Raw genomic sequence first — 26,809 nt, 5'->3', positions numbered from 1 at the left:
TAGTCTCACATGAAACTAATGGAGGCGCGATCATGAAAAGCGCGATCCTTGCCGGCTACATGCCGGGCTTCGGCAATGATTTCGAGACCGAAGCACTGCCCGGCGCCCTGCCGCATGGCCAGAACTCGCCGCAGCGCCCGGCCTATGGGCTCTATGCCGAGCAATTGTCGGGCTCGCCCTTTACCGCACCCCGCGGCATCAATGAGCGCTCCTGGCTCTATCGCATGCGCCCGTCGGTCCGGCATAGCGGGCACTTCAGCAAGGCGAGCGTCCCCTTCTGGAAGACGGCGCCCTGTCTCGACGACCACGATCTCCCGATCGGGCAGTTGCGCTGGGGACCGCCGCCCATGCCGAATGAGGGCACGACCTTTATTTCCGGCATTCGCACCATGACGACGGCGGGCGATGTCAACACCCAGACCGGCATGGCGGCCTCCGTCTATCTCGTCAACCAGTCGATGACGGACGACTATTTCTACAATGCCGATGGCGAGATGCTCATCGTGCCGCAATCGGGCGGATTGCGGTTCTTCACCGAGCTCGGCAAGATTGAAGTTCAGCCGGGCGAGATCTGCGTCATCCCGCGCGGCATGAAGTTCAAGGCCGAGTTGCTCGACGGCCCGGCCCGCGGCTATCTTTGCGAGAATTACGGCGCCAAGTTCACTTTGCCCGACCGCGGCCCGATCGGCGCCAATTGCCTCGCCAATCCGCGCGACTTCAAGACGCCCAATGCGGCTTTCGAGGACAAGGAGACGCCCTCGACCCTCACCGTCAAATGGTGCGGCAAGTTCTACGAGACGAAGATCGATCATTCGCCGCTCGATGTCGTCGCCTGGCATGGCAATTACGCGCCTTTCAAATATGACCTGCGCACCTTCTCGCCGGTGGGCGCGATCCTGTTCGACCATCCGGATCCCTCGATCTTCACCGTGATGACGGCCCCTTCGGGCGAAGAAGGCACCGCCAATGTCGATTTCGTCATCTTTCCCGAGCGCTGGTCGGTCGCCGAACATTCCTTCCGGCCGCCCTGGTATCACATGAACATCATGTCGGAATTCATGGGCCTGATTTACGGGCAATATGACGCCAAGCCCGACGGTTTCGTGCCGGGCGGCATCAGCCTGCATAATTGCATGCTGCCGCATGGGCCGGATGCGACCGCCTTCGAGAAAGCGAGCACCGTCGAGCTCAAGCCCGTCAAGCTCACCAACACGCTCGCCTTCATGTTCGAGACGCGCTATCCGCAGCATCTCACCGCCTATGCGGCGAGCGTCGAAACGCTGCAGACCGACTATATCGACTGCTGGTCGGGCCTCGGCAAGAAGTTCACCGGCACGCCATGAAGCTCGCGACCATCCGTAACGGCGCGCGCGACGGCAAGCTCGTCGTCGTTTCGCGCGACCTGACGCGCGCCACGGAAGCATTCAACATCGCTCTGACCCTGCAGAAGGCGCTCGACGACTGGGACCGCCTGGCACCCAAGCTCGCCGATCTGGCGGTTGGGCTCGAGCATGGATCGGTGCCGTCCTTCCGCTTCCATGAGCATGAATGCGAGTCGCCTTTGCCTCGCGCCTATCAATGGGCCGACGGCTCGGCCTATGTGAACCATGTCGAGCTGGTGCGCAAAGCCCGCGGCGCCGAGATGCCTGAAAGCTTCTGGAGCGATCCCTTGATGTACCAGGGCGGATCGGATTCATTCCTGAGGCCCCGCGATCCGATCCGGATGGCGGATGAAGCCTGGGGCATCGACATGGAGGCCGAGGTCGCGGTGGTGACGGGCGATGTCCCCGCCGGCATCGCGGCGCCGGACGCCTTGAGCAAGATCCGCCTGGTGATGCTGGTGAACGACGTCTCTTTGCGCGGTCTGATCCCGGCCGAGCTGGCGAAAGGTTTCGGCTTCTTCCAGTCAAAACCGTCTTCCGCCTTCTCGCCGGTCGCGGTGACGCCGGACGAGCTAGGCGATGCCTGGAGCGGCGGCAAATTGCGCCTGCCGCTTTGTGTCGATCTCAACGGCAAGCCCTTCGGCCGCGCCGATGCCGGAGAGGACATGACCTTCGATTTCGGCCGGCTCATCGCCCACGCCGCCACGACGCGCCCGCTCGCCGCGGGCTCGATCATCGGCTCGGGCACCGTGTCGAACAAGGATGGTGACGGCGGTCCCGGCCGGCCGGTGAGCGAGGGCGGCCGTGGCTATTCCTGCATCGCCGAATTGCGCATGATCGAGAGCATCCGGGGAGGCAAGCCCGCCACACCTTTCCTGCGCTTCGGCGACCGGGTGCGCATCGAGATGCTCGACCGCAAAGGCCATTCCATCTTCGGCGCGATCGAGCAGGTGGTGGAGAAAATTGCCCTCGCCCCGCGAAGCGGGGAGAGGGAGGGACCCATTACGTAGCAATGGGAGGGTGAGGGGCCTTTAGCAAAGCTTGCACCAAGCCCCTCACCCTTCCCGGCGCTTTGCGCCGGGCCCCTTCCCTCTCCCCGCTAAAGCGGGGCGAGGGTGATATCACAACAACCCATTATCCTTCATGATCTGGTCGGCGTTCTCCTTGGTCACCGTCATGGTCGCGAGGATGATCTTCTTCTCGATCTTCTCGCCATTGAGGAGCTTGATCGCCTGGCGCAGGCCTTCGGCACCAGGTGTGGGATAGAGGAAGGTGGCCGAGAGCTCGCCATTATGGACCCAGGTCACGCCCTCGTTCGGCAAAGCGTCGATCCCTAGGAACTTGATGTCCTTCTCGCGCCCCGCATCCTTGGCGGCGAGATAGGCGCCATAGGCCATCGGATCATTGTGGCCATAGACGAGATCGATCTTCTCGTGGTTGCGCAGGGCCGTCGCCATGATGTCATAGGCCGCGGCCTGCTTCCAATCCGCCGATTGCTGGTCGAGCAGGTTCTCGATGCCGGCCTCCTTGTCGGTGAATTCATGGAAGCCATTGTGGCGGTCATGCGCCGGCTGGGTGCCGAGCCCGCCCCAGATCTCGACCACCTTGCCCTTGGCCGCCCCCGGCCCGCCGAGAAGCTTCACCGCATGCTCGCCGGCGGCCCTGCCGATCACGACATTGTCGCCGCCGATGAACTGCGCATAGCGGTCGGTCTCGACATTGCGGTCGAGCACGATGACCGGGATCTTGGCGTCGATCGCCTGCTCGACGACGCCGGTGAGGCCGGCCGACTCCTTGGGCGAGATCAGAAGCGCGTTGATCTCCTGGCGAATGAGGTTCTCGACATCGGCGACCTGCTTCTCGGTCTTGTCCTCACCATCGGTGATGATGAGCTCGACCTCGGGATGCTTCTTCGCTTCCGCCTCGATGTCCTTGTTGAACTGGACGCGCCAGGGCTCGATGGTGGTGACCTGCGAGAAGCCGACCTTCCATTTGGCTTGCGCGCGAACAGGTGAGAAGCCCTGCGGCAGATAGATGGCCAAGGGCGCACCGGCCGCCAGGACGGATACTCTGATAAAGTCACGGCGTTTCATTGGGCGTTTCATGGGTCGTACCTCCTTCATGACGATTTCTTGTTGCCCGGCTGCACCGCAGCCGACCCCGCATCCGCCTTGCGGTCCGGCACCCTGGGGCGCCAGTGGCCGAAAAGCCCGTCGAGATTGCGTTCCTGCACCAGCACGGTCACCACGATGATGAGGCCCTTGAGCACCAGCTGCAGGTTGGAATTGATGTTGTGGAGCTGCAGGATGTTGGACAGCAGCCCGAAGATGAGGACGCCGACGATGGTGCCGGCGATGCTGCCGCGCCCGCCCATGAGGCTCGTGCCGCCGATCACCACCGCGGCGATGGCGTCGAGCTCCAGCCCTGCGCCGGCGTCGGGCTTGCCCTGGCGGTATTGCGCCACATAGAGCACACCCGCGATCGACGCCAGCATGCCGGAAAAGGCATAGACCGAGATCTTCACCCGGTCGACCTTGACGCCCGACAGCCGCGTCGCCTCCTCATTGCCGCCGATCGCATAGACATAGCGGCCGAAGGCGGTGAAGCGCAGGAGGGCGGCATAGAGGATCGCGGCGGCGATGAAGAACAGGCCCGGCACCGGCATGACGCCCCACAGCATGGAGCGCAAATTGTTGAAATCGGCCGTCGCATTGGAGCCCGGATAGACCGGGAGCACGGCGCTGTTCTGGCCGGCGGTGAGGCGGGCGATGCCGAGTGCTGCCACCATCATGGCGAGCGTCACGATGAAGGGCTGCAGGCGGCCGCGCACGATGATGACGCCGTTGAGCGCGCCGAGCAGGAGGCCGAGCGCCGGCACCACCAGCAGCACGCCGATGACGCCGAATTTCGTCCCGACCTGGCTCACGGCATAGAGGACGGCGAGGATCGCGGCGATGGTGCCGGCCGCCAGCGGGATCCACAGCTTGCGCAGCGGATCGAGCGTCACCGTCTCATGATGGCCGACCGCGTCGCCCTCGCGCGCGAGATTGGTGAAGATGAAGCGCGCCACGCCGGCGAAGATCATGAAGGCGACGATGGCGAGCGCCGGCACGCCCATGGTGGCGGCGGGCGTCCAGCCCTGCTGGGTCAAGAGCATGCCGGTGACCACCGAGGCGAAGGCCATCAAGGAGCCGACCGAGAGATCGATGCCGGCGATCAATATGACCGTGGTCATGCCGACGGCGGCGAGGCCGATGATCGAGACCTGGCGCAGGACGTCGGTGAGATTGCCGTAAGAGAGAAAGATGTTCTTGCCACTCGAGGTCTCGGGTGAAAAGAGCACGCCGATGGCAAAGAGGAGCACGAGGCCCCAATAGAGCTTGGTCGCCGACAGTGTGCGCCAAATGTTCATACCGGCTCACCTTCGGGAAGAGCGGTCGTGGCGTCGCGGTGGCCGCGCGCGGCCAGATGCATGATCGCCTCCTCGCTCGCCGCCTCGCGGCCGACAATGCCTTGCGGCCGGCCCTCGCTCATCACCAGGATGCGGTCGGAGAGATGGAGCAGCTCCGGCAGTTCCGAGCTCACCACCACGACGGCAAGGCCCTCCTGCGCGAGCGCGATGATGAGATCGTGGATCTCCTGCTTGGCGCCGACATCGATGCCGCGCGTCGGCTCGTCGAGCAGCAATATGCGGGGCGCCGTCTCGAGCCATTTGCCGAGCACGATCTTCTGCTGATTGCCGCCCGACAGAGTGCTGCTCGCCTGGGCGTGGCTCCGGCAGGCAATGGCGAGATTGCGGATCTGGCGGGTCGCGGCACTTTCCTCGCGCGCCAAACGCCTCACGCCGAAGCGCGACAATCGCGCGAAGGACGGCAGAGCGATATTGTCGGAAATCGTGTCGGCGAGGACGAGGCCCTTGAGCTTCCGGTCCTCGGGCACGAAAGCGAGGCCGAGCTCGCGCGCCTTGTGGGGCGAGGATATCTCGACCGGCTGTCCGGCGATCGCGATGGCGCCGTGGCTCTGTCCTTCGCTCGCCCCGAAGATGGTCTCGAGGATCTCGGTGCGGCCCGAGCCCAGAAGGCCGCCAATGCCGAAGATCTCGCCCGGCGCCACGCTGAAGGACACGCCGTCGATGACGCGCTTCCTGCCTCGCCTCGTCATGACGTCGAGGCCGAGATCGGTCACCGACAAGGCCGGCGTTCCCGCTTTCGCCTGGTGAGCTTGCCGTGTCGAGGTAACTTCGCGGCCGACCATGGCGGCGATGATGCGTTCGCGGGAGAGATCGCCGATAGGTGCGGTCAGCACGTGGCGGCCGTCGCGCAGCACCATGACCTGGTCGGCGAGCGCCATGATCTCGTCCATGCGGTGCGATATATAAATGACGGCGACGCCTTCGGAGGCGAGCCGGCGGACGATGGCGAAGAGCGTCTCGGTCTCGCCCGGCGAGAGTGCCGAGGTCGGCTCGTCCATGATGAGGATGCGGGCGCCGACCGATATCGCCTTGGCGATCTCGACGAGTTGCTGCTCGCCGATGCGCAAGCGGCCGACGCGGCTTAAGGGATCGATGCGGATGCCGAGCTCGGCGAGCAGCTTTTGCGCCGCCTTGAACAATGACGTGCGGTCGACGATGACGCCGAAGCGCATCGGCTCGCGGCCGAGATAGATGTTCTCGGCGACGGAGAGGCCCGGGACGAGATTGAGCTCCTGATGGATGATGGCGATGCCGCGGCGCTCGGCGTCGCGCACGCCCGCGAAGCGGACGGCTGCGCCCGACAACTCGATCGCGCCGTCATAGTCATCATGTATGCCGGCCAGGATCTTCATCAGGGTGGATTTGCCGGCGCCGTTCTCGCCGACCACGGCCAGGATCTCGCCGGCTTTCAGGTCGAGCGACACATCCTGGAGGACGCGGGCCGGGCCAAAGCTCTTGCCGATGCGGCGGACGCGCAGGACAGCGTCGGGCATTTCCACGCCCGCCTGGTCATGACGCGCCGGTGCCGCCACTTGTGCCTCCCATCTTATCTGACTAATATTCTAGTTATACATGATGTATCCCAAGCAGCGGTTTGCCTGTCAAGATGCCGGCATGGCATAGGAACCGCGGGGATGGAGGGCCAGGTGGACGGTACCGCGACAAGACCGCGACGGAGGCTCGCGCCGAAGCTCGACGCGCGTGAGCAAGCGACGGCCTCGGTGACCGAGCGCATCTATGTCGAGCTCAAGGCCGCGATCGTCGACGGCCGGCTTCCGCCGGGCGCTCCCATCGACAAGAACGATATCCGCCGCCGCTTCAACGCCTCGCTGTCGCCGGTGACAGCGGCGATCAGCCGGCTCGGCTATGAGAAGCTCGTCGTCATCGAGCCGCAGCGCGGCTCCTTCGTGGCACCGATCATGTTCGACGAGATCGTGCAGTTCATGTCGCTCCGGCGCGCCCTCGAAGTCGAAGCGGTATGCGAGGCGACGAAGTCGCCGCCGCCCGACCTCACCCAGCAGCTCGCGCGCAATCTCGCTTATCAGGAGGCCGCGCGTGGGGTCTCCGATCTGAATCGCTTCTATGAGCTCGATGTCGAATTCCACCGCCTCATCATCGAGGCGAGCGGCCTGTGGAAGTTCAACACGGTGCTCGACGAGGTGCGCGCTCATCTCGACCGCGTGCGCCTCTTGATGCTGCCGGTGAGGGGGCGCATGGCGGGCACGCTCGAGGAGCATCGCGACATCGCGGCCGCCATCGGCTCGAAGAAAATCGAGAAAGCGGAAGCGGCGATGCGCAAGCATCTCGAGCGCGTCGACCAGGAATTCCGCAGCTTCGCCGAAGCCAATCCGAAGCTCGTGCGGAAAGGTTAGATTCTCCAGCTTTTATAAGGTCTTATCCTTTCGACAAAGCTTTTGTCAAAAAAAGTCTTGAGAACGGTCTCCTTTCGACATATTTTTTGTCAAAAGGAGATGCCGTGAATATTCGTGAACTCATTGCCGCCGCCCGCATCACCGAACGCCAGGTCCGCTACCTGATTTCGGAGGGCTTCATGCCGCCACCCGAGGGCGGGCGGGCCAATGCCACTTATGGAGAGACGCACCTCGCAGCCATCCACCGATACAACCGCTTGCGCGACCTCGGCTTCCCGCCGGCGGCGATCAAACTGATGCTTGAAGCCAAGGAGGGAATCCCCTTCCCGGTCACGGCCGATGTCACCCTCATCATCGCGCCTGGACTGCTCAACAGCGGGACTGATCCCGATCCGATCGTCTCCGCCGTCCGATCGCTTCTCAACGAAATTCTCAAGGAGAGCCCTGATGCCGATCGCAAGCCCGATGCCTCTGCATGATCCGCTGCAGATATTTCTCGAGCGGCGCGGTGCGCCACACCCGGTGCCGCTGATCAGCACCGACTTTTCCGTCACCATCGAAGGCGGCCTCGCCATCGTTTCGACCAGGCGCGTCTTTCGCAATGTCGAAGCAATTCCGATCGAAGCCACGCTCACTTTTCCCATGCCGGTCCACGCCACGCTCTTCGATCTCGCGGTCACGATCGGCGATCGCGTGCTCCACGCCAAGGCGCAAGGCCGCAACCGCGCTCGCGCGACCTATGAAGACGCGATCGATCGCGGCAAGTCGGCGGTCCTCCATGAAGAAGTCCTGCGCGGCATCCATATGCTTTCGGTCGCCAATGTTCCCGCCGGCGAAACGATCGAGGTCAAAACCTGTTGGGTGACAACCCTGACCGTCATCGGACCGAAAGGTCATTTGCGCATTCCGGTCACGGTCGGCGATGTCTATGGGCGTTCGCCGCTCGCCGAATCGGATGATCTGAAGACCGGCGGCAAGCCCCTCTCCGGAACGCTCGACGTTCACGCCCCCGATGCGTGCGTCAGCCTCGCCGGCGGATTGCTCGAAGATGGCAAGGCGAAGCTCGTTCTCAATCGCCCGATCGATCTCATCGTCGAAGGCTGGCGCTCGGGGACCCTCACGGGAATAGGCGCCGATGGCCGTGCCGTGTCCCTCACGCTCGAGGCAGCGCCCGACCGCACCGCTCCCCTCGACATCGCCATCCTGGTCGATCATTCGGGCTCGATGCAGGAAAAGGCCAGTGCCGGGGCTCACGGCGGAACCCTGACCAAGCATGATCATGTCATTGCGGCGCTCCGTCTTCTGGCCGACAGGCTGTCGGCCGAGGACAGGATCGATCTCTGGCAGTTCAGCGACAATGCCAACCGCATCGGCTCGGGCAAGCTTGGCCAGCTCGTGAGCCACCTTGCGGCGCCTGCGGGCGGAACGGAGATCGGCTATGCACTGGAGCGGGCGATCAGGGAATCGGCCGCCCATGGCATCCTGCTGATCACCGATGGCAAGAGCCATGCGCTCGACGTGCAGGGGCTCGCGCGGATGGGGCGCAAGATCAGCGTCGTCCTGGTCGGCGAGGACAGTCTCGAAGCCAATGTCGGCTATCTCGCCGCTCTCACCGGCGGCGATATCTTCGTCGGCGGCGGCGCTGATATCGGCGATCTGCTCGGCGCGGCGCTCGGCCCTCTGCGGCACGGCGGCGGCTCGCTCGCGACGGCGTTCCAGCGTTCCGGCATGATGGTGACGATCGGCCGTGAAGCCTCATCGCCCGTTGCGGAGCGCACCCTGCAAGGGCGCGCTGTCGCGGCGGTGGCAGCGAGCTTCCTCTTGCCGGCCTTGCCGGAGACCGAGGCAACGGATCTCGCCGAACGCGAAGGCATCGTGTCGCATCTCACCAGTCTCGTGCTGGTCGATGAGGACGGTACCACGCAAGAAGCGCTGCCCGGCCAGCGTCCCGTCGCCTTGCCGAGTCCGGTCACGGTCTATTCTTGTGCTGCCGCTCCTCCTCCCATGCCCGCTTCGCCGCAGATCCGGCCCCGGTCCGCTTTGCCGCCGGCGGAGCGGCCGGCATCCGCTTCATCGCCGGCCGGGCGCGGACTGTTCACCGGACTCAAGGATGCCGTGACGCGCTTCGCCACGCCAGACCCGCCGAAACCGGCGCATCGCGCACGGGGCATCGATTGGGCATCGGATCCAGGCCGGCTCATGGCGGACGATCTTTCCGGCCTTCCCGACGCCGTCCGCAATGCCGTGCTGGCGCTGGCGCGAAGGGACGACATCCAGGAAGCCGCGGCGACACGGGGCATGTCGCCTCCGCTTCTGGTCGTTGCACTTCTCGCTCTCCAGGCCGGCCGTGCCGGCAACCGCGCTGCGGCCCGCATCGCGCACAAGCTTCTCGGGCCGCTCGACGAGGATGGGATCCAGGATCTTCTTCTGCTTCTCGAAGGATGAGGTTGTGTGAGGAGATCCTACACTCCCCAGCGCAATGCCGCCGTATGCACCGGCGCATCCCAATATTGCGCAATTTCATCATCGAGCGCCGTCACGGTGAGCGAGCAGCCGGCCATGTCGAGCGAGGTCACATAGGAGCCGACCAGCGAGCGGGCGATCTTCACGCCCTGCTTCTCGAGCTCGGCCGCGGCGGCGTGATACATCAAATAGAGTTCCATCAAAGGCGTGCCGCCGAAGCCGTTGACAAAAAGCAGAACACGGTCCGTCTTCGCTGCGGCAAGATCGCCGACGATGGCGCCGATCATCTCGCTCGCGATGTGATCGGCCGATTGCAGTTTCACCCGCCGCCGTCCCGGCTCGCCATGGATGCCGACGCCCATTTCCATCTCGTCCTCGCCGATTGAAAAAGTCGGCTTGCCGGCGGCGGGCACGGTGCAGCTCGTCAGCGCGACGCCCATCGAGCGGGTGCGCTGGTTGACCTTGTCGCCCAGCGCCTTGAGCGTATCGAGGTCGGCGCCCTTTTCCGCCGCCGCGCCCACCACCTTCTCCACCACCAGCGTGCCGGCGACGCCGCGCCGGCCCGTGGTATAAAGCGAGTTCTCGACCGCGACATCGTCATCGGTGACGACCGTCGCGATGGACCGGCCCGCCATCTCCTTCGCCATGTCGAAATTCATGACGTCGCCTTCATAGTTCTTGACGATGAAGAGGACGCCCGCGCCCTGGTCGACCGCTTCCGCCGCTCCGATCATCTGGTCGGGTGTCGGCGAGGTGAAGACCTGGCCCGGACACGCAGCATCGAGCATGCCATGGCCGACAAAGCCCGCATGCAAGGGCTCGTGCCCGGAACCGCCGCCCGAGATCAGCGCCACCTTGCCGGATTTGAGCCGCTGGCGCCGGACGAATTTGCGTTCGTTCCCGAGGGTGACGATATCGGCATGGGCCGCGGCAAAACCATCGAGGCTTTCCGCGAGCACGTTGCCCACGTCATTGATCAGCTTCTTCATCGGCGTTTTCCCTTATGCGGTTCCTCTTCGAGAAGCTTCGCCACCTGGCGCACGAAATCGCTGATCAGCGTGTGAAGCCTGGCATTCCTGTCGTCATCGCCCAAATCCGGCAAATAGACGGTATGGGCCTTGACCTTGTGGGCGGCATGAATGGGCGCCGGCCGGTTGGGATGCGCCAGGAGATAGGCGGAGATGAAATTCCGCCGCTCCTCCAGCGAGAAGTGACAGACCTCGAAAATGATATCGAGATGCGCCACCGGGATCGGCACGGCATAGGTGGGATTGGTGATCTGCGAGACGAAGCTGCGGTTCTTGCCGAGCGCCGCGGCGAGCCTCTGGCGCGTGCCGGAAGGCCTGCGGTCGATCACATCGCTGAGAATCTTCTTATAGGCGGCGACCGCGCCTCCGGCCTGGGGTTGCGGCTCCGCCATGGTCAGATTTCCGCCAGCGCCGCCTTGACCCGGCCAATGGTGGCGGGCGAGACGGAAAGTGTTTTCAGGCCTTGGGCGATCAGGGCCGGCACGAAGCGCGGGTCGCTCGCCATGTCGCCGCACAGGCTCACCGGAATACCGTGCTCGGCGCCATAGCGCGCGACATGGGCGATGAGCCGCAGGACCGCCGGATGCGCCGGATCGCTCAGCGACGCAACCGAGGTCTCGTCGCGCGCCGCCGCCATGACATATTGAACGAGATCGTTGGAGCCGATCGAGAAGAACGCCGCCTCGCTAAAAAGCTCCGGCGCCAGCGCCACGGCCGGCACTTCGACCATGATGCCGAGCGGCGGGCGCAGAGCCGGGATCCCTGCTTGCGCCAGCTCCGCCACGACCTCATCGAGAAGCTGCGCCGTTGCCTGAAGCTCGGCATTGACCGTGATCATCGGCACCATGACCTTGAGCTTGCCGTGCACGGCGGCCCGCGCCAGGGCGCGCAATTGCGTCTTGAACACATCGCGCCTGGCGAGCGTCAGGCGTATGCCGCGCAAGCCGAGAAAAGGATTGCGCTCGCCTTCCGGGGTAAGGCCCGCGATCGGCTTGTCGCCGCCAATATCGAGGGTGCGAATGGTGACCGGCTTCTCGCCCGCCCATTCGAGAAGGCGGCGATAGGCGCGATATTGCGTCTCCTCGTCGGGAAGCGGTTTGCCGTCGCGAAACAGGAATTCCGAGCGCATCAGGCCGATGCCGTCGCAATGAGAGGGATCGAGGACGTCGAGCTCTTGCGGCTCCGCGACATTGATCAGGAGCTCGATCCGCTCATCCGATTTGAGCTGCGCCGGACGGTCGAGGAAACGCTGCTCCTGCTCGCGGCGCTCGGCCAGCCCCTGCGCCTTCTCCAGCCAGAACTGCTTCGCCGGCCCGTCGGGGCTCAGCACCAGGAGGCCCGTGCTGCCATCGACCACCGCTTCGGCATGATCATTGGGGCGAATGTCGCCGAGGCCCACGACCATCGGCACGCCGCGGGCCCGCGCCAATATGGCGACATGGCTCGAAGGGCTTCCCTGGCGCAAAGCGATGGCGCCACCCTTCGACCAGTCCGCCTCGAGGAAGAGCGACGGCGGCACGTCGTCGCCGATCAGGATCGCGCCCGCTTGCGCCAGATGCGCGGCATTACCGGCGAGATGGCGCAGCACGCGGTCGCGCATGTCTTTCAGATCGGCGGCGCGGGCGCGGAAATAATCATCGTCCGACATCTCATAGCCCAAGATCTCGGCATCGACGGTCTTGCGCCAGGCTTCGTCCGCCGGCCTTCCTTGCGCGATCAGCGCGCGCGCGGGCTGAAGCAAGGCGTCGTCGTCCAAAAGCGCGATCTGGAAGCTCAGCATATCGGCGCCATCGCCTTCCGCCGTTACGACCAGCACGGTCAGCCCGGCAATGGCTGCCGCCACCGCCGCGTCGAAGGCTTCCGTCTCGGCCTCGGCATCGCCCGCCTCGCGGCGCTTCGCCGCCGCGTCCTCCAGAAAGAAGACCGGTCCTGCGAAAATGCCGTCGGAGGCGGGCCTGCCCTTCAGCTCAACCGCTTGCCGCATCGACCTTGTCCTCGTCGAAATCATGCTCGACCAGGCTTTTCACGGCCGCAACCGCCGCCGCGGCATCGCCGCCATGGGCGCGCATATAAAGAGTCGAATCCTGCTTCGCCTTCATTGCCATCACCTTGACGATGCTCTTGGCATCGATCCAGGGCCCGTCGGGCGCGTTGGCGATCTCGATCGTCGACGCAAAGCCCTTGGCGAGCTTGGTGAGCTTCACCGAGGGCCTCGCATGCAGGCCGACATCATGCCGGATGATCACGGAAGAAGACGTCCAGTCCGTCATTGTGGCGACAGCTCCTCGGCGGTGCGCCGCACATCTTCGAGCGAGGCGCCGCCCCAGGCCTCGGTCGCCGCCATCACCGCGCCTTCGACAATGGGCGCATTGCAGATGACGACCTTGCCTTGCCGCTCCTCGCTCAGCATCTCGACCGCCATCTCGCTGTTGGTCTCCGCCCCGCCCAGATCGACCAGTATGGCGACGCCCTTGTCCGACCAGGCCTCGTCGATCGCCTTCAGGATCTTCGCCACATCGGTGCCGAGCCCGCCGTCGGGATTGCCGCCGCAAAAGCTTAAGCGCACGTCCTCGCCCACCATCTGGCGCACCATGTCGGCCGTGCCTTTCGCCACATCGGGCGAATGCGAGACGATGACGATGCCAACCTTGTCCTTCATCCTTTAGCCTCCAGCCCGTCGCATATCGCGGTAATCATCAATGCGCTCGAGCGCGCGCCCGGATCCATGTGACCGATGGAGCGTTCGCCCAGGAACGACGCCCGTCCTTTGATCGCCTTCATCGGGATCGTCGCTTGCGCCCTGTCATGCGCGAGTTGCCGCACACTGTCAAAGCTCGCCGACCCATTGCCCAGATGTTTCGCGACCGGCCCCAGGACATCGAGCATGGTCTTGTTGTCGAAATCGGCCTTGCCGCGCGCCTTGACCGCCTCGACCGCGGTGCTGAGGGCGCGGGCCGCATCGGCGAGCGACGGCTCGGCCGGCAATTCCTTGCCGAGCGCCATGAACAAGGTTCCATAGAGCGGACCCGACGCGCCGCCCACCTTCATGACCAGCGTCATGCCGATGGCCTTGAGCGCTTCCGGCAGGGGTTTCGCCAGGATGTTCGCCTTGTCCGCCAGCACGGCCTCGAAGCCGCGCTTCATATTGAGGCCGTGATCGGCATCGCCAATCGCCGAATCGAGCGCGGTCAGTTCCTCCGCATGGGCGATGATGCGGCCCGCCACCTCGTCCAGCAATCGGCCCAGAGCAATCGTCATTCAGGCAATCCTCACGCGCAGGCCCTCGCCATCGAAATAAAGCGGCTTCATCAATCCGACCGCGATCCTGTCGCCGGATTTGAACGGCGTATCGGGCGGCGTCAAGGTGGTGATCTGATGGTCCCCGAGACGCAGATGCAGATGGTTCTGGTCGCCCAGATGCTCCACCCATTCGACCCGTGCGGGGCCGTCGCGGTCGATCCGCAAGTCGAGATGCTCGGTGCGGGCGCCGACGGTCACCGCGCCGTGCGGCAGGAAGCCGTTGGGCAGGAGCCCGGCCGGCAGGAGATTGATCTGCGGCTGGCCGAAACGCTGGGCGACATAGACGGATGCGGGATCCTCATAGATCTGGCGGGGCGTGCCGACCTGGATGAGCCTTCCCTTGTCGATCACGCCGATGCGGTTGGCCATGGTCATGGCCTCGATCTGGTCATGCGTCACATAGAGGATGGTGGCGCCGAGATCCTGCTGGATGCGCTTGAGCTCGAGCCGGAGATCGCCGCGCAATTTGGCATCGAGCGAGGACAGCGGCTCGTCCATCAGATAGGCCGAGGGACGGCGCACCAGAGCGCGGCCGATGGCGACGCGCTGCATCTCGCCGCCCGAAAGCTGCGTCGACTTGTTCTTGAGCTTGTGGCCGATGCGCAGAAGGCCGGCGATTTCCTCGACCCGCTCTTTGATCTCGGCCTCGGCCACGCGCCGCGCCGGGCTGCGCAAGGGAAAGGCCAGATTGTCGAACACGGAGAGATGCGGGTAGAGCGAATATTGCTGGAAGACGAAAGTCACATCGCGGGCCGCGGGCTCGAGGCCTTGCGCATTGCGGCCATCGATCCACACTTCGCCTTCATCCGGCCGCTCGAGCCCGGCGACGATGCGTAAGGTGGTCGTCTTGCCCGCCCCCGTAGGCCCCAGGAGCACGGTGAACTCGCCATCGGCAATATCGAGCGACAGCCCGTCGACGGCGGTGACCGCCTTGAAGCGCTTGCTGACTTTGCGCAAGGAGATGTCAGCCATGGTGGGCTCCGTCATGGAGCGCCGAGCGCAGGGCGCGGCCCGTTCCCTTGTCGAAGAGCGATAAACGGTCGCCCAGGAAAGCGAGGCCCACCTGCTCGCCCGCGGTGACATTGATGCTCGCCGGCACCTTCACCTTGACGGAGGCCCCAACGGTCTTCACCGTCACGATCTGCATGGTGCCCAGATATTCCGTGCCGAAGATCTCGCCGCGATACCCTGATGCATCATCGAAGCGGATATGCTCGGGGCGCGCGCCCAGCACCAGGGCCTCACCCGGTGCATCCTCGCGCATCTCAGGGATGGCGATGCGAGCGCCGGACAGAGTGAGCGCCTCTGCGCCCTTGGACAACCGGTCGGCGACGGGGATCAGATTCATCGCCGGCGAGCCCACGAAATCGGCGACGAACAAGGTGGCCGGACGGTCGTAGATCTCCTGCGGCGTCCCCAATTGCTCGACCACGCCATTGTTCATGATGGCGATCAGATCGGCCATCGACATGGCCTCGAGCTGGTCATGCGTCACATAGACCGTCGTCGCCTTGATGCGATCATGGAGATGCCGCAGTTCCTCGCACATGAGATCGCGGAATTCGGTGTCGAGCGTGCCCAAAGGCTCGTCCATCAGGAAGGCCAGCGGCCGGCGGACAATGGCGCGGCCGAGGGCGACGCGCTGGCGGTCGCCGCCGGCAAGGCCCGAGACGGATTTGTCGAGCAGATGATCGATGCGCAAGAGCTTCGCCGTCTCTTCGACGCGCGTTTTGATCTCCGATGACGGCACACCCTGGCACAGCAAGGGAAAGCCGATATTGCGTCTCACATTCATATGCGGATAGAGCGCGAAGAGCTGGAACACGAAGGCGATGTCGCGCTCCGACGCCCGCTTGAAGGCGACATCCTCGCCGCCGAGGAAGATCCGGCCCGAGCTCGGCAGCTCGAGGCCGGCGATCATGCGCAAGGTCGTCGTCTTGCCGCAGCCCGAAGGACCGAGCAGGCAGAAGAAGGCGCCGTCCGGAATGGTGAAATTCACGCCCCGCACCGCGACGAAGTCGCCGAAGGCCTTTTCCAGTTTCTCGACACGGATTTCCGCCATGTTTACTCCACGCCCACCACCCTCACCCTGAGGTGGCCGCGAAGCGGCCCTCGAAGGGTGTGTTGCAACGGACTCGCTCTATCCTGATGGACGCTTCGAGGCCCGGCTGCGCCGGGCACCTCAGCGTGAGGGATGTAGAGAGAGATGGTTCTTCCTGAGATCACCATAATCGGCTCATTCCGGAAACTTCGACACGATGACGAACATGAGCGTGCCCAGAAGCATGATCGCAAAGGAATAGCTGTAGAGCGTCAGCGACAGCGGCTGCAGCAGCATGAGCACGCCCGCCGCGATGACGATGGTCGCGAGATTCTCCCACGGGCCGCGGCGAAACCTGAGGAAACGGTTCACAAGGTCGTTCATTTGCGCACCGCGCCGAAGGTGATGCCGCGCAGGAGATGCTTGCGCAACAGCACGGTGAAGACGAGAAGCGGGATCAGGAACAAGGTGGTGCCGGCGCCGACCGCGGGCCAGTCCATGCCGCCCTCGCCGATGATGGTCGGGATGAAAGGCGGTGCCGTCTGCGCTTCGCCCGAGGTCAAGAGCACCGCGAAAGCATATTCGTTCCAGGCGAAGATCAGGCAAAAGATGGCTGTCGCGGCGATGCCGGTCGCGGCCTGCGGCAGCACCACCTTGAAGAAGGCGTGCAGCCTGGTATAGCCGTCGATCATCGCCGCCTCCTCATATTCCTTGGGGATCTCGTCGATGAAGCCCTTGAGCAGCCAGACGGCGAGCGACACATTGACCGCGGTATAGAGCAGGATCATGCCGAGCGCCGTGTCGGAGAGGCCGAGCTTGCGATACATGAGATAGATCGGAATGGCGACGGCAATGGGCGGCATCATCCGCGTCGACAAAATGAAGAACAGGAGATCGTCGGCGAGCGGTATAGGGAAGCGCGAGAAGGCATAGGCCGCAAGCACGCCGAGCGACACCGCGCAGAAGGTCGAGCCGAAGGCGATGACGAGCGAGTTCCAGAAGCGCGGCACATAATTGGACGGACCCGCGATCACCATGTCGCGCTTGCGGGTGATCTCATCGCAGGTCGACTGCGGCGGCCCCAGGGACTCTATGTATTCGGCGGTCTGGCGGGTGCGGGTGGTGAACAGGTTGCAATAGCCTTCGAGCGAGGGCTGGAAAACCAGCTTCGGCGGATAGGCGATCGAATCGGGCGGCGTCTTGAAGCCCGTCATCAGGATCCAGGCGAGCGGGATCATCGAGACCATCGCATAGAGGATGACGATGGCGGCGGCGATGCGGCGCGAGAGCGGCGTCGGCGCCACGACCGAATGCGCTGTGGTCAAGGCCTGGCTCATCTCTGCTTCACCCGGTTGAGCGCCTTCACATAGATATTGGCGAGGCCGAAGACGGCGACGAACAGGATGATGGCGAAAGCCGAGGAATAGCCGGTGCGCCATTTCTCGAAGGCCTCGCGCTTCAAGGTGATCGAGGCGACCTCGGTGGTGGAGCCCGGTCCTCCGCCGGTCAGGAGATTGACCATGTCGAACATCTTGAAATTCTCGATGCCGCGGAACAGCACCGCCAGCATGATGAAGGGGAGCGCCATGGGCAAAGTGATCGACCAGAACTGCCTGAGCGGCGAGGCGCGGTCGACCTCGGCCGCCTCATAGATGTAGTCCGGAATGGAGCGCAGGCCCGCAAGGCAGATCAGCATCACATAGGGCGTCCACATCCAGGTATCGACGATGATGATCGACCAGGGCGAGAGCGTCACCGAGCCCAGCATCTCGAAGGACGATGGCGGGATGCCGGTGAAGAAGGAGACGATCGTGTTGAAGAGGCCGATCTGCGGCTGATAGAGGAACTTCCAGAAATTGCCGACGACGGCCGGCGACAGCATCATCGGAATGAGGATGATGGTCGTCCAGAAGGCATGGCCGCGGAACTTGCGGTCGAGCAGATAGGCAAGGCCGAAGCCCAAAAGCGTCTGCAGCAGGATCGTCCAGAAGACGAAATGCGCCGTCGCCTGCATCGCCGCCCAGACATCGGGCGAGCTCAATATGTCCTGATACCATTTGGTGCCGACATGAGTGATCGGCCGGTTGGGACGGTTCGCCTGGTAGTTGGTGAAAGAGAGATAGATCGTCCAGATCAAGGGAAAGATGTTGATGGCGAGCAGGAGGACGATGGTCGGCGCGATGAAAGCCCAGGCGATCGCCTTGTCGGAAAGGCCGCGGATGCGCCGCGCCACAGCGGGCGACGTCCGGCGCGCCGCCTCCCCGGCGATCGTCCCTCGGGCTCCTTCCTCGGTGGTGGCCATGCTCATTTCTGGGTGCTCTTGGAGGCACCCGCCTCACATGGAGGCGGGTGTGCCGGGTGATGTCAAGTTCCGCTGTCTTACCCTCTCCCCCTGCGGGGGAGAGGGAGGGACCCATCGCGAAGCGATGGGAGGGTGAGGGGGAACGGGCGGTGATGCTTGTGGCGTCTAGGCGAATTCTCTCCGCCGGTTCCCCCTCACCCTAACCCTCTCCCCCGATGGGGGAGAGGGGATGACGTCAGTTATTGATCTTGCCTTCTTCCTTGAAGACCTCGGTCCAATCGACGATGAGCTTGTCCAAGGCTTCCTTGGCCGTGCCCTGATCGGCGACGACATAGTCATGCAGGCGCTTCTGCATCGCCTGCAGCAGCGAGGCATAGGCCGGCTCCTGCCAGAAGTCCTGGACGCCGCCCATCGCATCCAGGAACTGCGCGGCGAAAGGCTGCGAGTCCTTGAATGAGGGATCGTTCAGCACCGCGTTGAGGCAGGAATAGCCGCCGAGCGACCACCATTTCTTTTGCACGTCGGGCTGCGCGAACCATTTGATATAGGCGAGCGCGCCCTCCATGTTGTCGGTGTTGGAGACGACCGAAATGCCCTGTCCGCCCAAGGTCGAGGCCGCCACCTTCTGCGCCGGGTTGACGAAGAAGCCGACATGGTCGCCGCCCACCTTCTCGTCCTTGTACATGCCGGGCATGAAGGCGAACCAGTTCATCATCATGGCGACCTGGCCCGATTTGAAGGCATCGAGGCCCTCGCCCATGTAGCTGTCGGTGTAGCCGGGCGGCGTGCAGCACTTGTAGAGCGCCTTGTAGAATTCGAGGCCCTTGACCGCGTCGTCGGAATTGACCGCCCCTTCCATGCGATAGGAGCCGGGATCGGTCTCATATTTGAAGCCGAAGGAATAGAGCGCGGAAGTGGCGCCCATGGTGATGCCTTCTGACGCGCGCTCGGTGAAGATCGCCGCGCCATAGACCTTCTTGCCGTCGATCTCGCGGCCCTGGAAGAACTCGGCCACCTCCTTGAGCTCGTCCCAGGTCTTGGGCGGTGCCAGATCGCGACCCGTTTTCGACTTGAACTCGGCCTGGAGCTCAGGCTTGGCGAACCAGTCCTTGCGATAGAACCAGCCATTGGCATCGCCCATCGCCGGCAGCGCCCAGTAATTGGGCGAGCCCTTGGGCCAGGTCGAATAGGCATAGACGGTGGCGGGCGCAAAGTCCGCCATCTTGATCCCTTCCTTGTCGAAGAAATCATTCAGCTTCACGTAATTGCCGTTCTCGGCGGCGCCGCCGATCCATTGCGAGTCGCCGATGAGGAGGTCGCACAGCTTGCCGCCGGAATTCAATTCATTGAGCATGCGGTCGGCGAAATTCGGCCAGGGCACGAATTCATATTTCATCGTGATGCCCGACTGCTTCTCGAAATCCTTCGACAGCTCGACCAGCGCGTTCGCCGGATCCCAGGCGGCCCAGCACAGAGTGAGTTCCGCCGCTTCAGCCCTGGATTGCCCGGCAGCGGCGATGAAAGCGGCGAGCCCCGCCGCCGCGCACGTCTTCAGCACAGTCTTCATGAGGTCTCCTCCCGTTGCGTTTCCCGCATCCGGCGGCCCAGATGGCTGCCGTGATGCGCTTCCGGCCCAAGCCATCAAGGCCGGAGCCGAATCCCGTTGTTTAGTAATTTTGTTTATTACTACGCACATTACTAAACAAAGCAAGCGGGTAGCAGTGCATATGCGAAGCATTTTCGCTGCAATACGGTAAGATGCTGAACTAGAATGTTTAGTTCTATGTTTAGTACTTGAGGAGCGGGCAAAGCGGGCGGCGTCGCCTATCCTGCTTCGCACGATGCTTCGCAGGACTGATTGCCCTATCCTTCGAAGCCTTGGCGTAGGAGGTGCTTCGCAGGATTAATGTGCCTGTCCTCCGAAGCCTTGGCGTAGGAGGATGAAACTTTCGTGAAGTACGCCTGAGGCTGAATGCGAAATCATGCCTTGGGCGTAAACAAGCACAGGCATCCTCATGCTGGAGTTGACGACCATGAAGAAACTCGCCGCGCTCGCCGCCATTGCCTCGCTCTTCGTCTTGGCCGTACCGGACACGGGCGCTGAAGCGAAGGTCAAATACCGCATCAAGAACGACTACAAGATCAGTTGCAACACGGCGCGGCACAAGGTGCGCGAAATGGGGTTCAAGACCGTCAAGGTGAAGAGCTGCATCTCCACGGTCTATTCGTTCTTCGCTTTCAGGAACGGCCGCACCTACGTCTTCTATGTGCATTCGCGAACCGGCTCCATATGGCAGGGATGAGGGAAGAGACCGGGCGGCGCGCGATGTGCTAAGCATTCCTTAGGGTAATAAATCCTGGAGGATGCGGATGACCACCGTCCTGATCACCGGCATGCGCGGCAAGACCGGTCGTCAAGTCGCGAAGATCCTCGGCCAGCAAAAGGGCATCACCATCCGCGGCGCTGGACGGAATGTCGCCGGCCTAGACGCCGCCGGCATCACCCCTCTTCGTTTCGATTGGGACGATCCCGGCACCTGGCCCGAGGCCGTGGCCGGCGTGACGGCGATCTATCTCGTGAAACCGAAGACCGCCGACCCGGCGCGCACCGTCGCCCAATTCCTGAGAATGGCAAAACCTATCGAACGGGTCGTGCTCCTGTCGGAGATCGATGCCGGCCGTCGCGACGAAGCGACGGATGAGCGCAAGGTCGAGCGCCTCATCGAAGCCCTGCCGACGGCCTGGACGATTCTCAGGCCGAACTGGTTCATGCAGAATTTTGCCGAGCCGGGATTCTTCCTGGAGGGCTTGCGCGATTCCGGCGAGATCACGCTGCCCGCCGGCGGCCAGAAGGTGAGCTTCGTCGACACGCGCGACATCGCCGAGGTCGCCGCGGCGGCACTGCTTTCGCCGGGCCACGCCGGCAAGCATTATACGTTGACGGGCACCGAGGCCCTGACCTTCGCCGAAGCCACGCAAGCGATAGGACAGGCGGCGGGCCATGCCATGCGCCACAAGGACCCGCGGCTCGAGGACTATCTGAAAGCGCTCGCCGAAAAGGGCACGGCCCAGAAGGCGATCGACTATTACCGGCGCATCTATGGCTGCATCGAGCAAGGCCGTGCCGCCGTCATCTCTCCCGATGTCGAGCGCGTCAGCGGACACACGCCGCGCGGCTTCTCGGCCTTCGTCGATGAGAACCGCGCCCTCTGGCGCAAGACCGGTTGAGACGCCGCGGGCGACGACAATCCGATGGAGAAAGGCGGGCCCGCCGCCAGGACGGCGAAATCAGGCGGGCGGGCCCTACCGCTCCTGTGGGATACCCGCCCCTCAAAAGCGGATGCGCGAGACTGCACTAAATTTTACCGTTAGGTAAGCCCCTTTCTCATCCATTTTTTATCCGCTGACGATGCGGTCGATCCCCATCGGGCGCATAGCCTGGGGAGGAGGCCCTTTTGTGCCTGTCAAAGGACAGGCCGGGCGGTCTTGCGTTGCTCCCGACCTGCGACCGCTTCTCGATACCAGAGATAGTCATATCGCACGACGAGCCCAGGCTTAGGTTCGCCACGTCGCTGTCTCACTTGAGGAGATCATCGAGGGCGTCGTGCTCAGGATCCATCTCGGCCTTTTCCACTGCGGCGATCACGATCTCGGCAGCGGCTTCGGTCCGGTGCGTGCGCTCCGCCGCGGCCTTCAACCAGTCATAGTGTTCGGCCGACATCAGCACGAATTCACGCCGGCCATGGCGAGTGATCTCGACAGGCTCGCGCTGCGCCTTGTGTTGGAATTCGCCGAATTTGCGCTGAAATTCGAGGGCGGTTGTTTGGGCCATGGCGATTTCACAGCTTTATGTCCGTATAATACGTAGAATTTGACGCGAATCAACCAAACTCCAAGCATGACATGCCATGCCTGATCGATGTTCCTTTGCGTGGCGTCGGGGCGAACTTACTCGGCATGATCTATTCATCCCCGGAAACGATATTCGTTGTGCCAGCGCAAGGCCTCTGGATCGGGCTTTCGTCCGGGATCATCCGGCGTCCGCACGAGCTGTCCATGCAGAGCATAATGGTGCCTGCCATTCTCGAACTCTTCCTTGATGCGGCGGCTAACCTCAAATCGGTGGCCAGGCGTCACAGTCACATAACCGGCGTCGAACAGGCTATGGATGTCGCGCCGCAGCAGAAGGCCGTTCTGCGCTTCATGAGCGCCGCCGTCGCCATAAGGCCGGATATGTGCAGCCTCAAGCGCCGGCAGTGTACGTTCCTGCGTGACGGCGCAGCGCCGATCGTAGATATCCGTCACCAACACTCTGAATGCGCCCTGCCCGAGCCGCGGTCGGATCAGATGGGGTTCGCCGAACCGGGCCGACGCCTCGGCCGCCCCTGGGAAGTCGTGAGGAATCCGGCGATCATTCACCGCCTCCCAAAGCGCGAGCCCCTCCTCAGTGTCCGTGCTGTAGGTTTTGAAGCTGACAATGTTCCGTGACCAGCTCGCCGGGACGGGGACCCAGCTATGCTCCTCGAAAAAGAAAGGTTGCGTCAGGATGCGGCAGCCAATCGCGAAGTCGCTGCGATCACTCGGATCGGCGTCGCGATAGTGCGCGATGCGAGCGCGCATCTCGGGCAAGGACCGCGCGCCATTCGCTTCCCTGAAAGATTCCCAGGCGAGTGAGCAGGGAAGCCTGTTCGCATAAGCAAAGATACCCGCCGCCGACGATGAAGTTGCGTGGCGCGTGCAGCTTGAACAGAAATAGCTCACCTGGTTGAAGCGCCTGGAAATTCGTCGGTGACGGTGCCCAGAAGTTCACCTCATCAAGGTTCGGCTGCCGGCGCAGCATGTCGAACCAGCTCCCATCCGTGACAGCGACGACGAGGTTAATGCCCATGGCTCATTTCATCCCGGTTAGCAATGCGAGACGGCTTATGTGTCTCCCGCTCGAGTGCTTCGACCAGTTCGACAAAATCGCTCTAGTAACAATCTCTTGTCCACTGGCCTGATCGCCAACGGCGCAGCTGTTTTCCTTCGCTTCGACCAGAGCAGTGGGAATGTGAGGCTTACACGAGAGGATGTGGTCGGCGCGCTTCGCCCTACCGCGACTGACCAGCTTGCCGCGCACGATGACTCGGTCCTTAGTGAAAGAGATTTTCTCGCGAATCTCGAGCATCCCGTCCCACCCCGTTTCCTTGATAGCCGGCGCGATGAATTTCGTACAGATGTCCTATTCGCGGAAGGCGCGCTTATCCCTGCCCCCTGACCCCACAAAAGCGATGGGTGGATTCGACACTGCGCAATCTCGCGGACAACTGTCACCGCCGGGCTCGCTACCGAGCCATGACAGGATCGACAATCACGATTTCAAACTGTGGATAGTGCGTTGCGCGCACCCGGCCCCGGCTTTGATCTTTTGTTGTCAAAAACCACTGCCTGTTCTATATTTGTTCCATCAAAGGAGCGACCTGCGGAGAATAATCGAGAAAGATGGGATCGAATGAAACGCGGAAACCCGCAATGGGCACGCCGGAAGGACGCCGCACCCAACGCGTCCGCGACCCGGTCCATGGGCTCATCGTGTTCGAAGGCGGCGACGATCTCGATCAGCTTGCGTGGAGCCTCGTCAACACGCCGGAATTCCAGCGGCTTCGCCGCATCCGGCAGCTGGGTGTGTCCGAGTTCGTCTTCCCCGGCGCCACCCATACGCGTTTCGCCCATTCGATCGGCGTCTTTCACACCGCGCGGAAACTCATCGGCATCATCGAGCGCGAGATGGCGCGCATCGGAGAAAAAGCGGACGACAGGCGCGCGGAAGTCGCCGTCATCGCCGCCCTGATCCACGATTTGGGGCACGGTCCGCTCAGTCACACTTTCGAGGGCGTCCAGAAGTCCCGCGGCGTGAAGAAGCGTCATGAACTGTGGACTGCCGAGATCATCCGAAATCCCAACGGGAGCATCGGGCCTTTGCTGGAAAGATTCTGGAAACGAGGAGACTTTTGCGAAGAGGTCGCGAGTCTTCTGGAGGCCGGTGACCCGCGGGACATCTACCACGCTGTCGTCTCCAGCTCATTCGATGCCGACCGGCTGGACTACCTGCGGCGCGACAGGCTCATGACCGGCACAGGAGCAGGAGCGATCGATTTCGACTGGTTGATGGAGCATGTTCGGGTTGGAAAGGTTCCGATCGAAGCGCCGGACCCCGAGGAGGACGAGCAACTGGTGCCGACCTTCTGTTTGGATGGCAAGGCACGCGCTGCCGCCGAGCAGTTCCTTCTCGCCCGCTACACCCTTAACGAACAGGTTTATCTCCACAAGACCACTCGCTGCGTCGAACATATGATTGCAAAGCTTCTGCGGTCGGTGGCGCGGCATTGCGAGAGGCCGGAAACAGCCAGCGATATGGCCGGCTTGCCTTTGACGCACCCGCTTGTCGCGTTCTTCGGCTATCGACCAGATTTAGAAAAGGACGCGGCTGCGCGGGCGGAGAAGGAAAGGGCCGCGTTGACCTATTACCTGCTTTTAGATGACATGGCGATCATGGGATCCCTGGATGAAATGCGGCGGGCCAAGGACGCTGTGATCGCCGACCTTGCCCGCCGCCTGCAGGAAAGACGGCTCTACAAGACGCTCGACCTCGGATATTTCGGGCAAGACGAGGGCACGCAGAAGAAGCACGCACGGCGAATCGAAAGGACTTTCGCCGATCAGATCAAGGCCGAGACGGTACTGAGAGATGAGGAAGCCACGATCAGCATCTATACCCAGATTGGCGGTGACGACGAGCGCACGCACAAGAAACTGCATATCTTCGATGCCGAGGAGCCCAAAGAGATTACACTCCTGTCACCCCTTGTCGAAACACTGAAAGACAAGAAGACCTATACGCGTTACTATTTCGAAGTCGAATCAGACCGCGATGCCGCGCGAACTCCACAGAGAAAGCCATGACCATCGAACGTGAGGACATTGTCGCCGCTGTCGTCGCCGCCGCTGGCGAGAAGCTCACCAGCCGCGTGCGTCTGCAGAAATCCGTCTATCTGCTGGATCTCCTCGGCCTCGATAGCGGCTTCGACTACGAATATTACCATTACGGTCCCTATTCGCGTGATCTCGACAATGCCGTCGCCGACGCCAAGGCGTTCGACCTCCTGACCGAGAGCTACGGCCGCCGCCAGAGCGACGGCGCTTCCTACAGTATCTTTGAAGCGAAGGGGGTGACCAATCCGGACGCCTTGGGCAAGCTGCCGGCAGAGCGAGCTCGCGAGCTGATGCGCACCTTCGTCGAGACGAGCGTCACCGTCCTCGAGCTTGCCGCCACCATCGATTGGCTGTGGCGATTTGAAATGCGCACGGATTGGCGCTCCGAGCTGAAGAGGCGCAAGAGCGTCAGGGCACGCGAGGATCGGGTCGAGAAGGCGATCGGACTATTGAAGCAGCTCGGCCTCGAGCCGCCCGCCTCCGCTGCAGCCTGACTTCGACTGAAAAGACTGGGTCGGCGAAAATCTCCTAGAGAACGATGATCGTCGACAACCGGGCGCCGGGCAGCGACTCATAGATCAGGATGCTGCCGGAGTTGAACGCCGGATAAGGCTCGCCCAGGGATAGAACCTCAAGGCTGTCCCGAAGCTGTCGACGATTTTCCAGACCGAGTTATCCCGCGCCACGCTGCGGCCTCCGGCGCGATCTCGCAACGCGGCGAGTGGCTGAGCGTCCCGAGACGGTCATGAGGGCGCCGCCACCTACTAGCCTTTGCCCGTCTGCGGTTCACGACCGCTGCCAGGTCGATGGGAAGTCCTGCTGCCATCGGCCGGATCGACAATCACAATCTCAATTGTCTTTTTTTCGGCCTCTATGTCTTCAAGCATCTCCTCGGCTGCGGCTTTGCCCTCCTCCGTCGCGCTCACCAGCTTGAGGAACATCGCCTGCGCCCTCGCTTCGCCCCTCGATGCCGCGGCGGCCAGCGACCTGAAGACCGCCTGGGCCATGGGCAATGTGATCTCGCGGCCGTCCTCATGGATCGTCACTGGTCTGTAGGCCTCTTCGAGCATGAGAGACGCCAGGCGTTCGGCATGAGGCCGCGGCCTGCTCCTTGTGCCCTTGGGCTTTCCCTTGGGATTGCCGGAATGGCCCTTGCGATATTGCGTCTCCTTCGGGGGACGGCGATAGCCCACCTCAGCGGGATAGTCTTGAGAAGCCGGGTCCTGCGCCATCGGATCACCTCCTTTTTCACTTTCCGATACATTCATTTTGTTCTATATATGTTCTCATAGTCAAGCGGGATGATGCCAGAAAAACGGAAGGGTGGGCTCGATGCAAACAGTGTGGAAGCAGGCGGAAATTCCCTGCTCCGTGCGTTCGCCGGTCGCTAAGCTTTTGATATTGCTGAGGCCGGCTCGGTTTTGCGAAAATTCCCTGATAATCCCTGAAAATCCCTGAAACCAGAGGTTTTTTGAAA

The 26,809-nt window shown here is 62.9% G+C and carries 28 protein-coding genes and 1 pseudogene; 9 read left to right on the top strand and 20 right to left on the bottom strand.

Annotated elements, in window-relative coordinates:
• The first annotated feature begins 32 nt into the window (after positions 1-32).
• Together hmgA and DS839_RS33010 are read left to right on the top strand one after the other, a co-directional pair.
• Positions 33-1,343, top strand: a complete 1,311-nt coding sequence (gene hmgA, locus DS839_RS33015) for a homogentisate 1,2-dioxygenase (RefSeq protein WP_119274801.1) — start codon at positions 33-35, stop codon at positions 1,341-1,343.
• Positions 1,340-2,392: a fumarylacetoacetate hydrolase family protein gene (locus DS839_RS33010; protein WP_119274800.1), complete on the top strand. Its 1,053-nt coding sequence runs from the start codon at positions 1,340-1,342 to the stop codon at positions 2,390-2,392. Before hmgA ends, DS839_RS33010 begins: the two co-directional genes overlap by 4 nt.
• A 111-nt stretch (positions 2,393-2,503) precedes the next feature.
• Here the strand turns inward: DS839_RS33010 and DS839_RS33005 are convergent, their stop codons facing one another.
• The 3 genes from DS839_RS33005 to DS839_RS32995 are packed head-to-tail and all read right to left on the bottom strand — an operon-like array spanning position 2,504 to position 6,347.
• The gene (locus DS839_RS33005; RefSeq protein WP_119274799.1) at positions 2,504-3,475 is read right to left on the bottom strand and encodes a substrate-binding domain-containing protein; all 972 of its coding nucleotides are present in this window, start codon (positions 3,473-3,475) and stop codon (positions 2,504-2,506) included.
• 26 nt (positions 3,476-3,501) lie between these two features.
• Positions 3,502-4,794: an ABC transporter permease gene (locus DS839_RS33000; protein ID WP_119274798.1), complete on the bottom strand. Its 1,293-nt coding sequence runs from the start codon at positions 4,792-4,794 to the stop codon at positions 3,502-3,504.
• Positions 4,791-6,347 carry a sugar ABC transporter ATP-binding protein gene (locus DS839_RS32995; protein WP_119274820.1) on the bottom strand — a complete coding sequence of 519 codons (1,557 nt, stop codon included), beginning with the start codon at positions 6,345-6,347 and terminating at the stop codon, positions 4,791-4,793. Before DS839_RS32995 ends, DS839_RS33000 begins: the two co-directional genes overlap by 4 nt.
• 153 nt (positions 6,348-6,500) lie before the next feature.
• On the opposite strand from DS839_RS32995, the gene DS839_RS32990 reads away from it, so the two are divergent.
• From DS839_RS32990 to DS839_RS32980, 3 genes are all read left to right on the top strand, one after another.
• A complete protein-coding gene (locus DS839_RS32990; RefSeq protein ID WP_162918966.1) occupies positions 6,501-7,226 on the top strand; it encodes a GntR family transcriptional regulator in 726 nt (241 codons plus the stop codon).
• Positions 7,227-7,330: 104 nt separating this feature from the next.
• Positions 7,331-7,705, top strand: coding sequence for a helix-turn-helix domain-containing protein (locus DS839_RS32985; protein ID WP_162918965.1), 375 nt, complete (start codon positions 7,331-7,333; stop codon positions 7,703-7,705).
• Positions 7,674-9,671, top strand: coding sequence for a VIT domain-containing protein (locus tag DS839_RS32980; RefSeq protein ID WP_162918964.1), 1,998 nt, complete (start codon positions 7,674-7,676; stop codon positions 9,669-9,671). The genes DS839_RS32985 and DS839_RS32980 overlap by 32 nt, the downstream gene beginning before the upstream one ends.
• A gap of 17 nt (positions 9,672-9,688) precedes the next feature.
• Here the strand turns inward: DS839_RS32980 and dhaK are convergent, their stop codons facing one another.
• From dhaK to DS839_RS32920, 12 genes are all read right to left on the bottom strand, one after another.
• On the bottom strand, positions 9,689-10,678 hold the full coding sequence (gene dhaK / locus DS839_RS32975) for a dihydroxyacetone kinase subunit DhaK (RefSeq protein ID WP_119274795.1): 990 nt from the start codon (positions 10,676-10,678) through the stop codon (positions 9,689-9,691).
• On the bottom strand, positions 10,675-11,109 hold the full coding sequence (locus DS839_RS32970; protein WP_119274794.1) for a hypothetical protein: 435 nt from the start codon (positions 11,107-11,109) through the stop codon (positions 10,675-10,677). The genes dhaK and DS839_RS32970 overlap by 4 nt, the downstream gene beginning before the upstream one ends.
• Before the next feature lie 2 nt (positions 11,110-11,111).
• Positions 11,112-12,701 (bottom strand): phosphoenolpyruvate--protein phosphotransferase, encoded by a 1,590-nt coding sequence (gene ptsP, locus DS839_RS32965; protein ID WP_119274793.1) that lies wholly within the window; start codon positions 12,699-12,701, stop codon positions 11,112-11,114.
• Positions 12,685-12,987 carry an HPr family phosphocarrier protein gene (locus DS839_RS32960; protein ID WP_119274792.1) on the bottom strand — a complete coding sequence of 101 codons (303 nt, stop codon included), beginning with the start codon at positions 12,985-12,987 and terminating at the stop codon, positions 12,685-12,687. The genes ptsP and DS839_RS32960 overlap by 17 nt, the downstream gene beginning before the upstream one ends.
• Positions 12,984-13,376 (bottom strand): dihydroxyacetone kinase phosphoryl donor subunit DhaM, encoded by a 393-nt coding sequence (dhaM, locus tag DS839_RS32955; protein ID WP_119274791.1) that lies wholly within the window; start codon positions 13,374-13,376, stop codon positions 12,984-12,986. Before dhaM ends, DS839_RS32960 begins: the two co-directional genes overlap by 4 nt.
• Positions 13,373-13,975: a dihydroxyacetone kinase subunit DhaL gene (gene dhaL / locus DS839_RS32950; protein ID WP_119274790.1), complete on the bottom strand. Its 603-nt coding sequence runs from the start codon at positions 13,973-13,975 to the stop codon at positions 13,373-13,375. The genes dhaM and dhaL overlap by 4 nt, the downstream gene beginning before the upstream one ends.
• Entirely contained in the window at positions 13,976-14,989 is a 1,014-nt protein-coding gene (locus DS839_RS32945) for an ABC transporter ATP-binding protein (protein ID WP_119274789.1), read from the bottom strand.
• The gene (locus DS839_RS32940; RefSeq protein ID WP_119274788.1) at positions 14,982-16,079 is read right to left on the bottom strand and encodes an ABC transporter ATP-binding protein; all 1,098 of its coding nucleotides are present in this window, start codon (positions 16,077-16,079) and stop codon (positions 14,982-14,984) included. Before DS839_RS32940 ends, DS839_RS32945 begins: the two co-directional genes overlap by 8 nt.
• A gap of 174 nt (positions 16,080-16,253) precedes the next feature.
• Positions 16,254-16,442: a hypothetical protein gene (locus DS839_RS32935; RefSeq protein ID WP_119274787.1), complete on the bottom strand. Its 189-nt coding sequence runs from the start codon at positions 16,440-16,442 to the stop codon at positions 16,254-16,256.
• Positions 16,439-17,395 carry a carbohydrate ABC transporter permease gene (locus tag DS839_RS32930; protein ID WP_119274786.1) on the bottom strand — a complete coding sequence of 319 codons (957 nt, stop codon included), beginning with the start codon at positions 17,393-17,395 and terminating at the stop codon, positions 16,439-16,441. Before DS839_RS32930 ends, DS839_RS32935 begins: the two co-directional genes overlap by 4 nt.
• Complete coding sequence (locus DS839_RS32925) at positions 17,392-18,366, bottom strand: carbohydrate ABC transporter permease (RefSeq protein ID WP_368912060.1); 975 nt, start codon at positions 18,364-18,366, stop codon at positions 17,392-17,394. The genes DS839_RS32930 and DS839_RS32925 overlap by 4 nt, the downstream gene beginning before the upstream one ends.
• Before the next feature lie 229 nt (positions 18,367-18,595).
• Entirely contained in the window at positions 18,596-19,927 is a 1,332-nt protein-coding gene (locus DS839_RS32920; protein WP_119274785.1) for an ABC transporter substrate-binding protein, read from the bottom strand.
• Between the two features lie 466 nt (positions 19,928-20,393).
• Here DS839_RS32920 and DS839_RS32915 point away from each other — a divergent pair, with 466 nt between their 5' ends.
• Positions 20,394-20,663, top strand: coding sequence for a hypothetical protein (locus DS839_RS32915; protein WP_162918963.1), 270 nt, complete (start codon positions 20,394-20,396; stop codon positions 20,661-20,663).
• Between the two features lie 67 nt (positions 20,664-20,730).
• Positions 20,731-21,588 carry an NmrA family NAD(P)-binding protein gene (locus DS839_RS32910; RefSeq protein ID WP_162918962.1) on the top strand — a complete coding sequence of 286 codons (858 nt, stop codon included), beginning with the start codon at positions 20,731-20,733 and terminating at the stop codon, positions 21,586-21,588.
• Between the two features lie 349 nt (positions 21,589-21,937).
• On the opposite strand, the gene DS839_RS32905 is transcribed toward DS839_RS32910, so the two are convergent.
• The 4 genes and pseudogenes from DS839_RS32905 to DS839_RS37095 form a co-directional block, all read right to left on the bottom strand.
• Positions 21,938-22,192, bottom strand: a complete 255-nt coding sequence (locus DS839_RS32905) for a type II toxin-antitoxin system prevent-host-death family antitoxin (protein ID WP_119274782.1) — start codon at positions 22,190-22,192, stop codon at positions 21,938-21,940.
• 134 nt (positions 22,193-22,326) lie between these two features.
• Complete coding sequence (locus tag DS839_RS32900; RefSeq protein WP_368912063.1) at positions 22,327-22,980, bottom strand: HNH endonuclease; 654 nt, start codon at positions 22,978-22,980, stop codon at positions 22,327-22,329.
• Positions 22,937-23,248, bottom strand: a complete 312-nt coding sequence (locus tag DS839_RS37100; RefSeq protein WP_368912059.1) for a hypothetical protein — start codon at positions 23,246-23,248, stop codon at positions 22,937-22,939. The genes DS839_RS32900 and DS839_RS37100 overlap by 44 nt, the downstream gene beginning before the upstream one ends.
• Positions 23,249-23,359: 111 nt before the next feature.
• Positions 23,360-23,578, bottom strand: a pseudogene (locus tag DS839_RS37095) (hypothetical protein); the annotation flags it as partial.
• A gap of 293 nt (positions 23,579-23,871) precedes the next feature.
• Here DS839_RS37095 and DS839_RS32890 point away from each other — a divergent pair.
• On the top strand, positions 23,872-25,302 hold the full coding sequence (locus DS839_RS32890; RefSeq protein ID WP_162918961.1) for an HD domain-containing protein: 1,431 nt from the start codon (positions 23,872-23,874) through the stop codon (positions 25,300-25,302).
• Complete coding sequence (locus DS839_RS32885) at positions 25,299-25,826, top strand: hypothetical protein (RefSeq protein ID WP_119274779.1); 528 nt, start codon at positions 25,299-25,301, stop codon at positions 25,824-25,826. The genes DS839_RS32890 and DS839_RS32885 overlap by 4 nt, the downstream gene beginning before the upstream one ends.
• A gap of 270 nt (positions 25,827-26,096) precedes the next feature.
• Here DS839_RS32885 and DS839_RS32880 read toward each other — a convergent pair whose 3' ends face one another.
• Complete coding sequence (locus tag DS839_RS32880; protein ID WP_119274778.1) at positions 26,097-26,564, bottom strand: DUF5681 domain-containing protein; 468 nt, start codon at positions 26,562-26,564, stop codon at positions 26,097-26,099.
• Positions 26,565-26,809: the final 245 nt, after the last annotated feature.

Source organism: Taklimakanibacter deserti (assembly GCA_003574785.1).
This window is presented reverse-complemented; position numbering and strand designations above follow the sequence as displayed.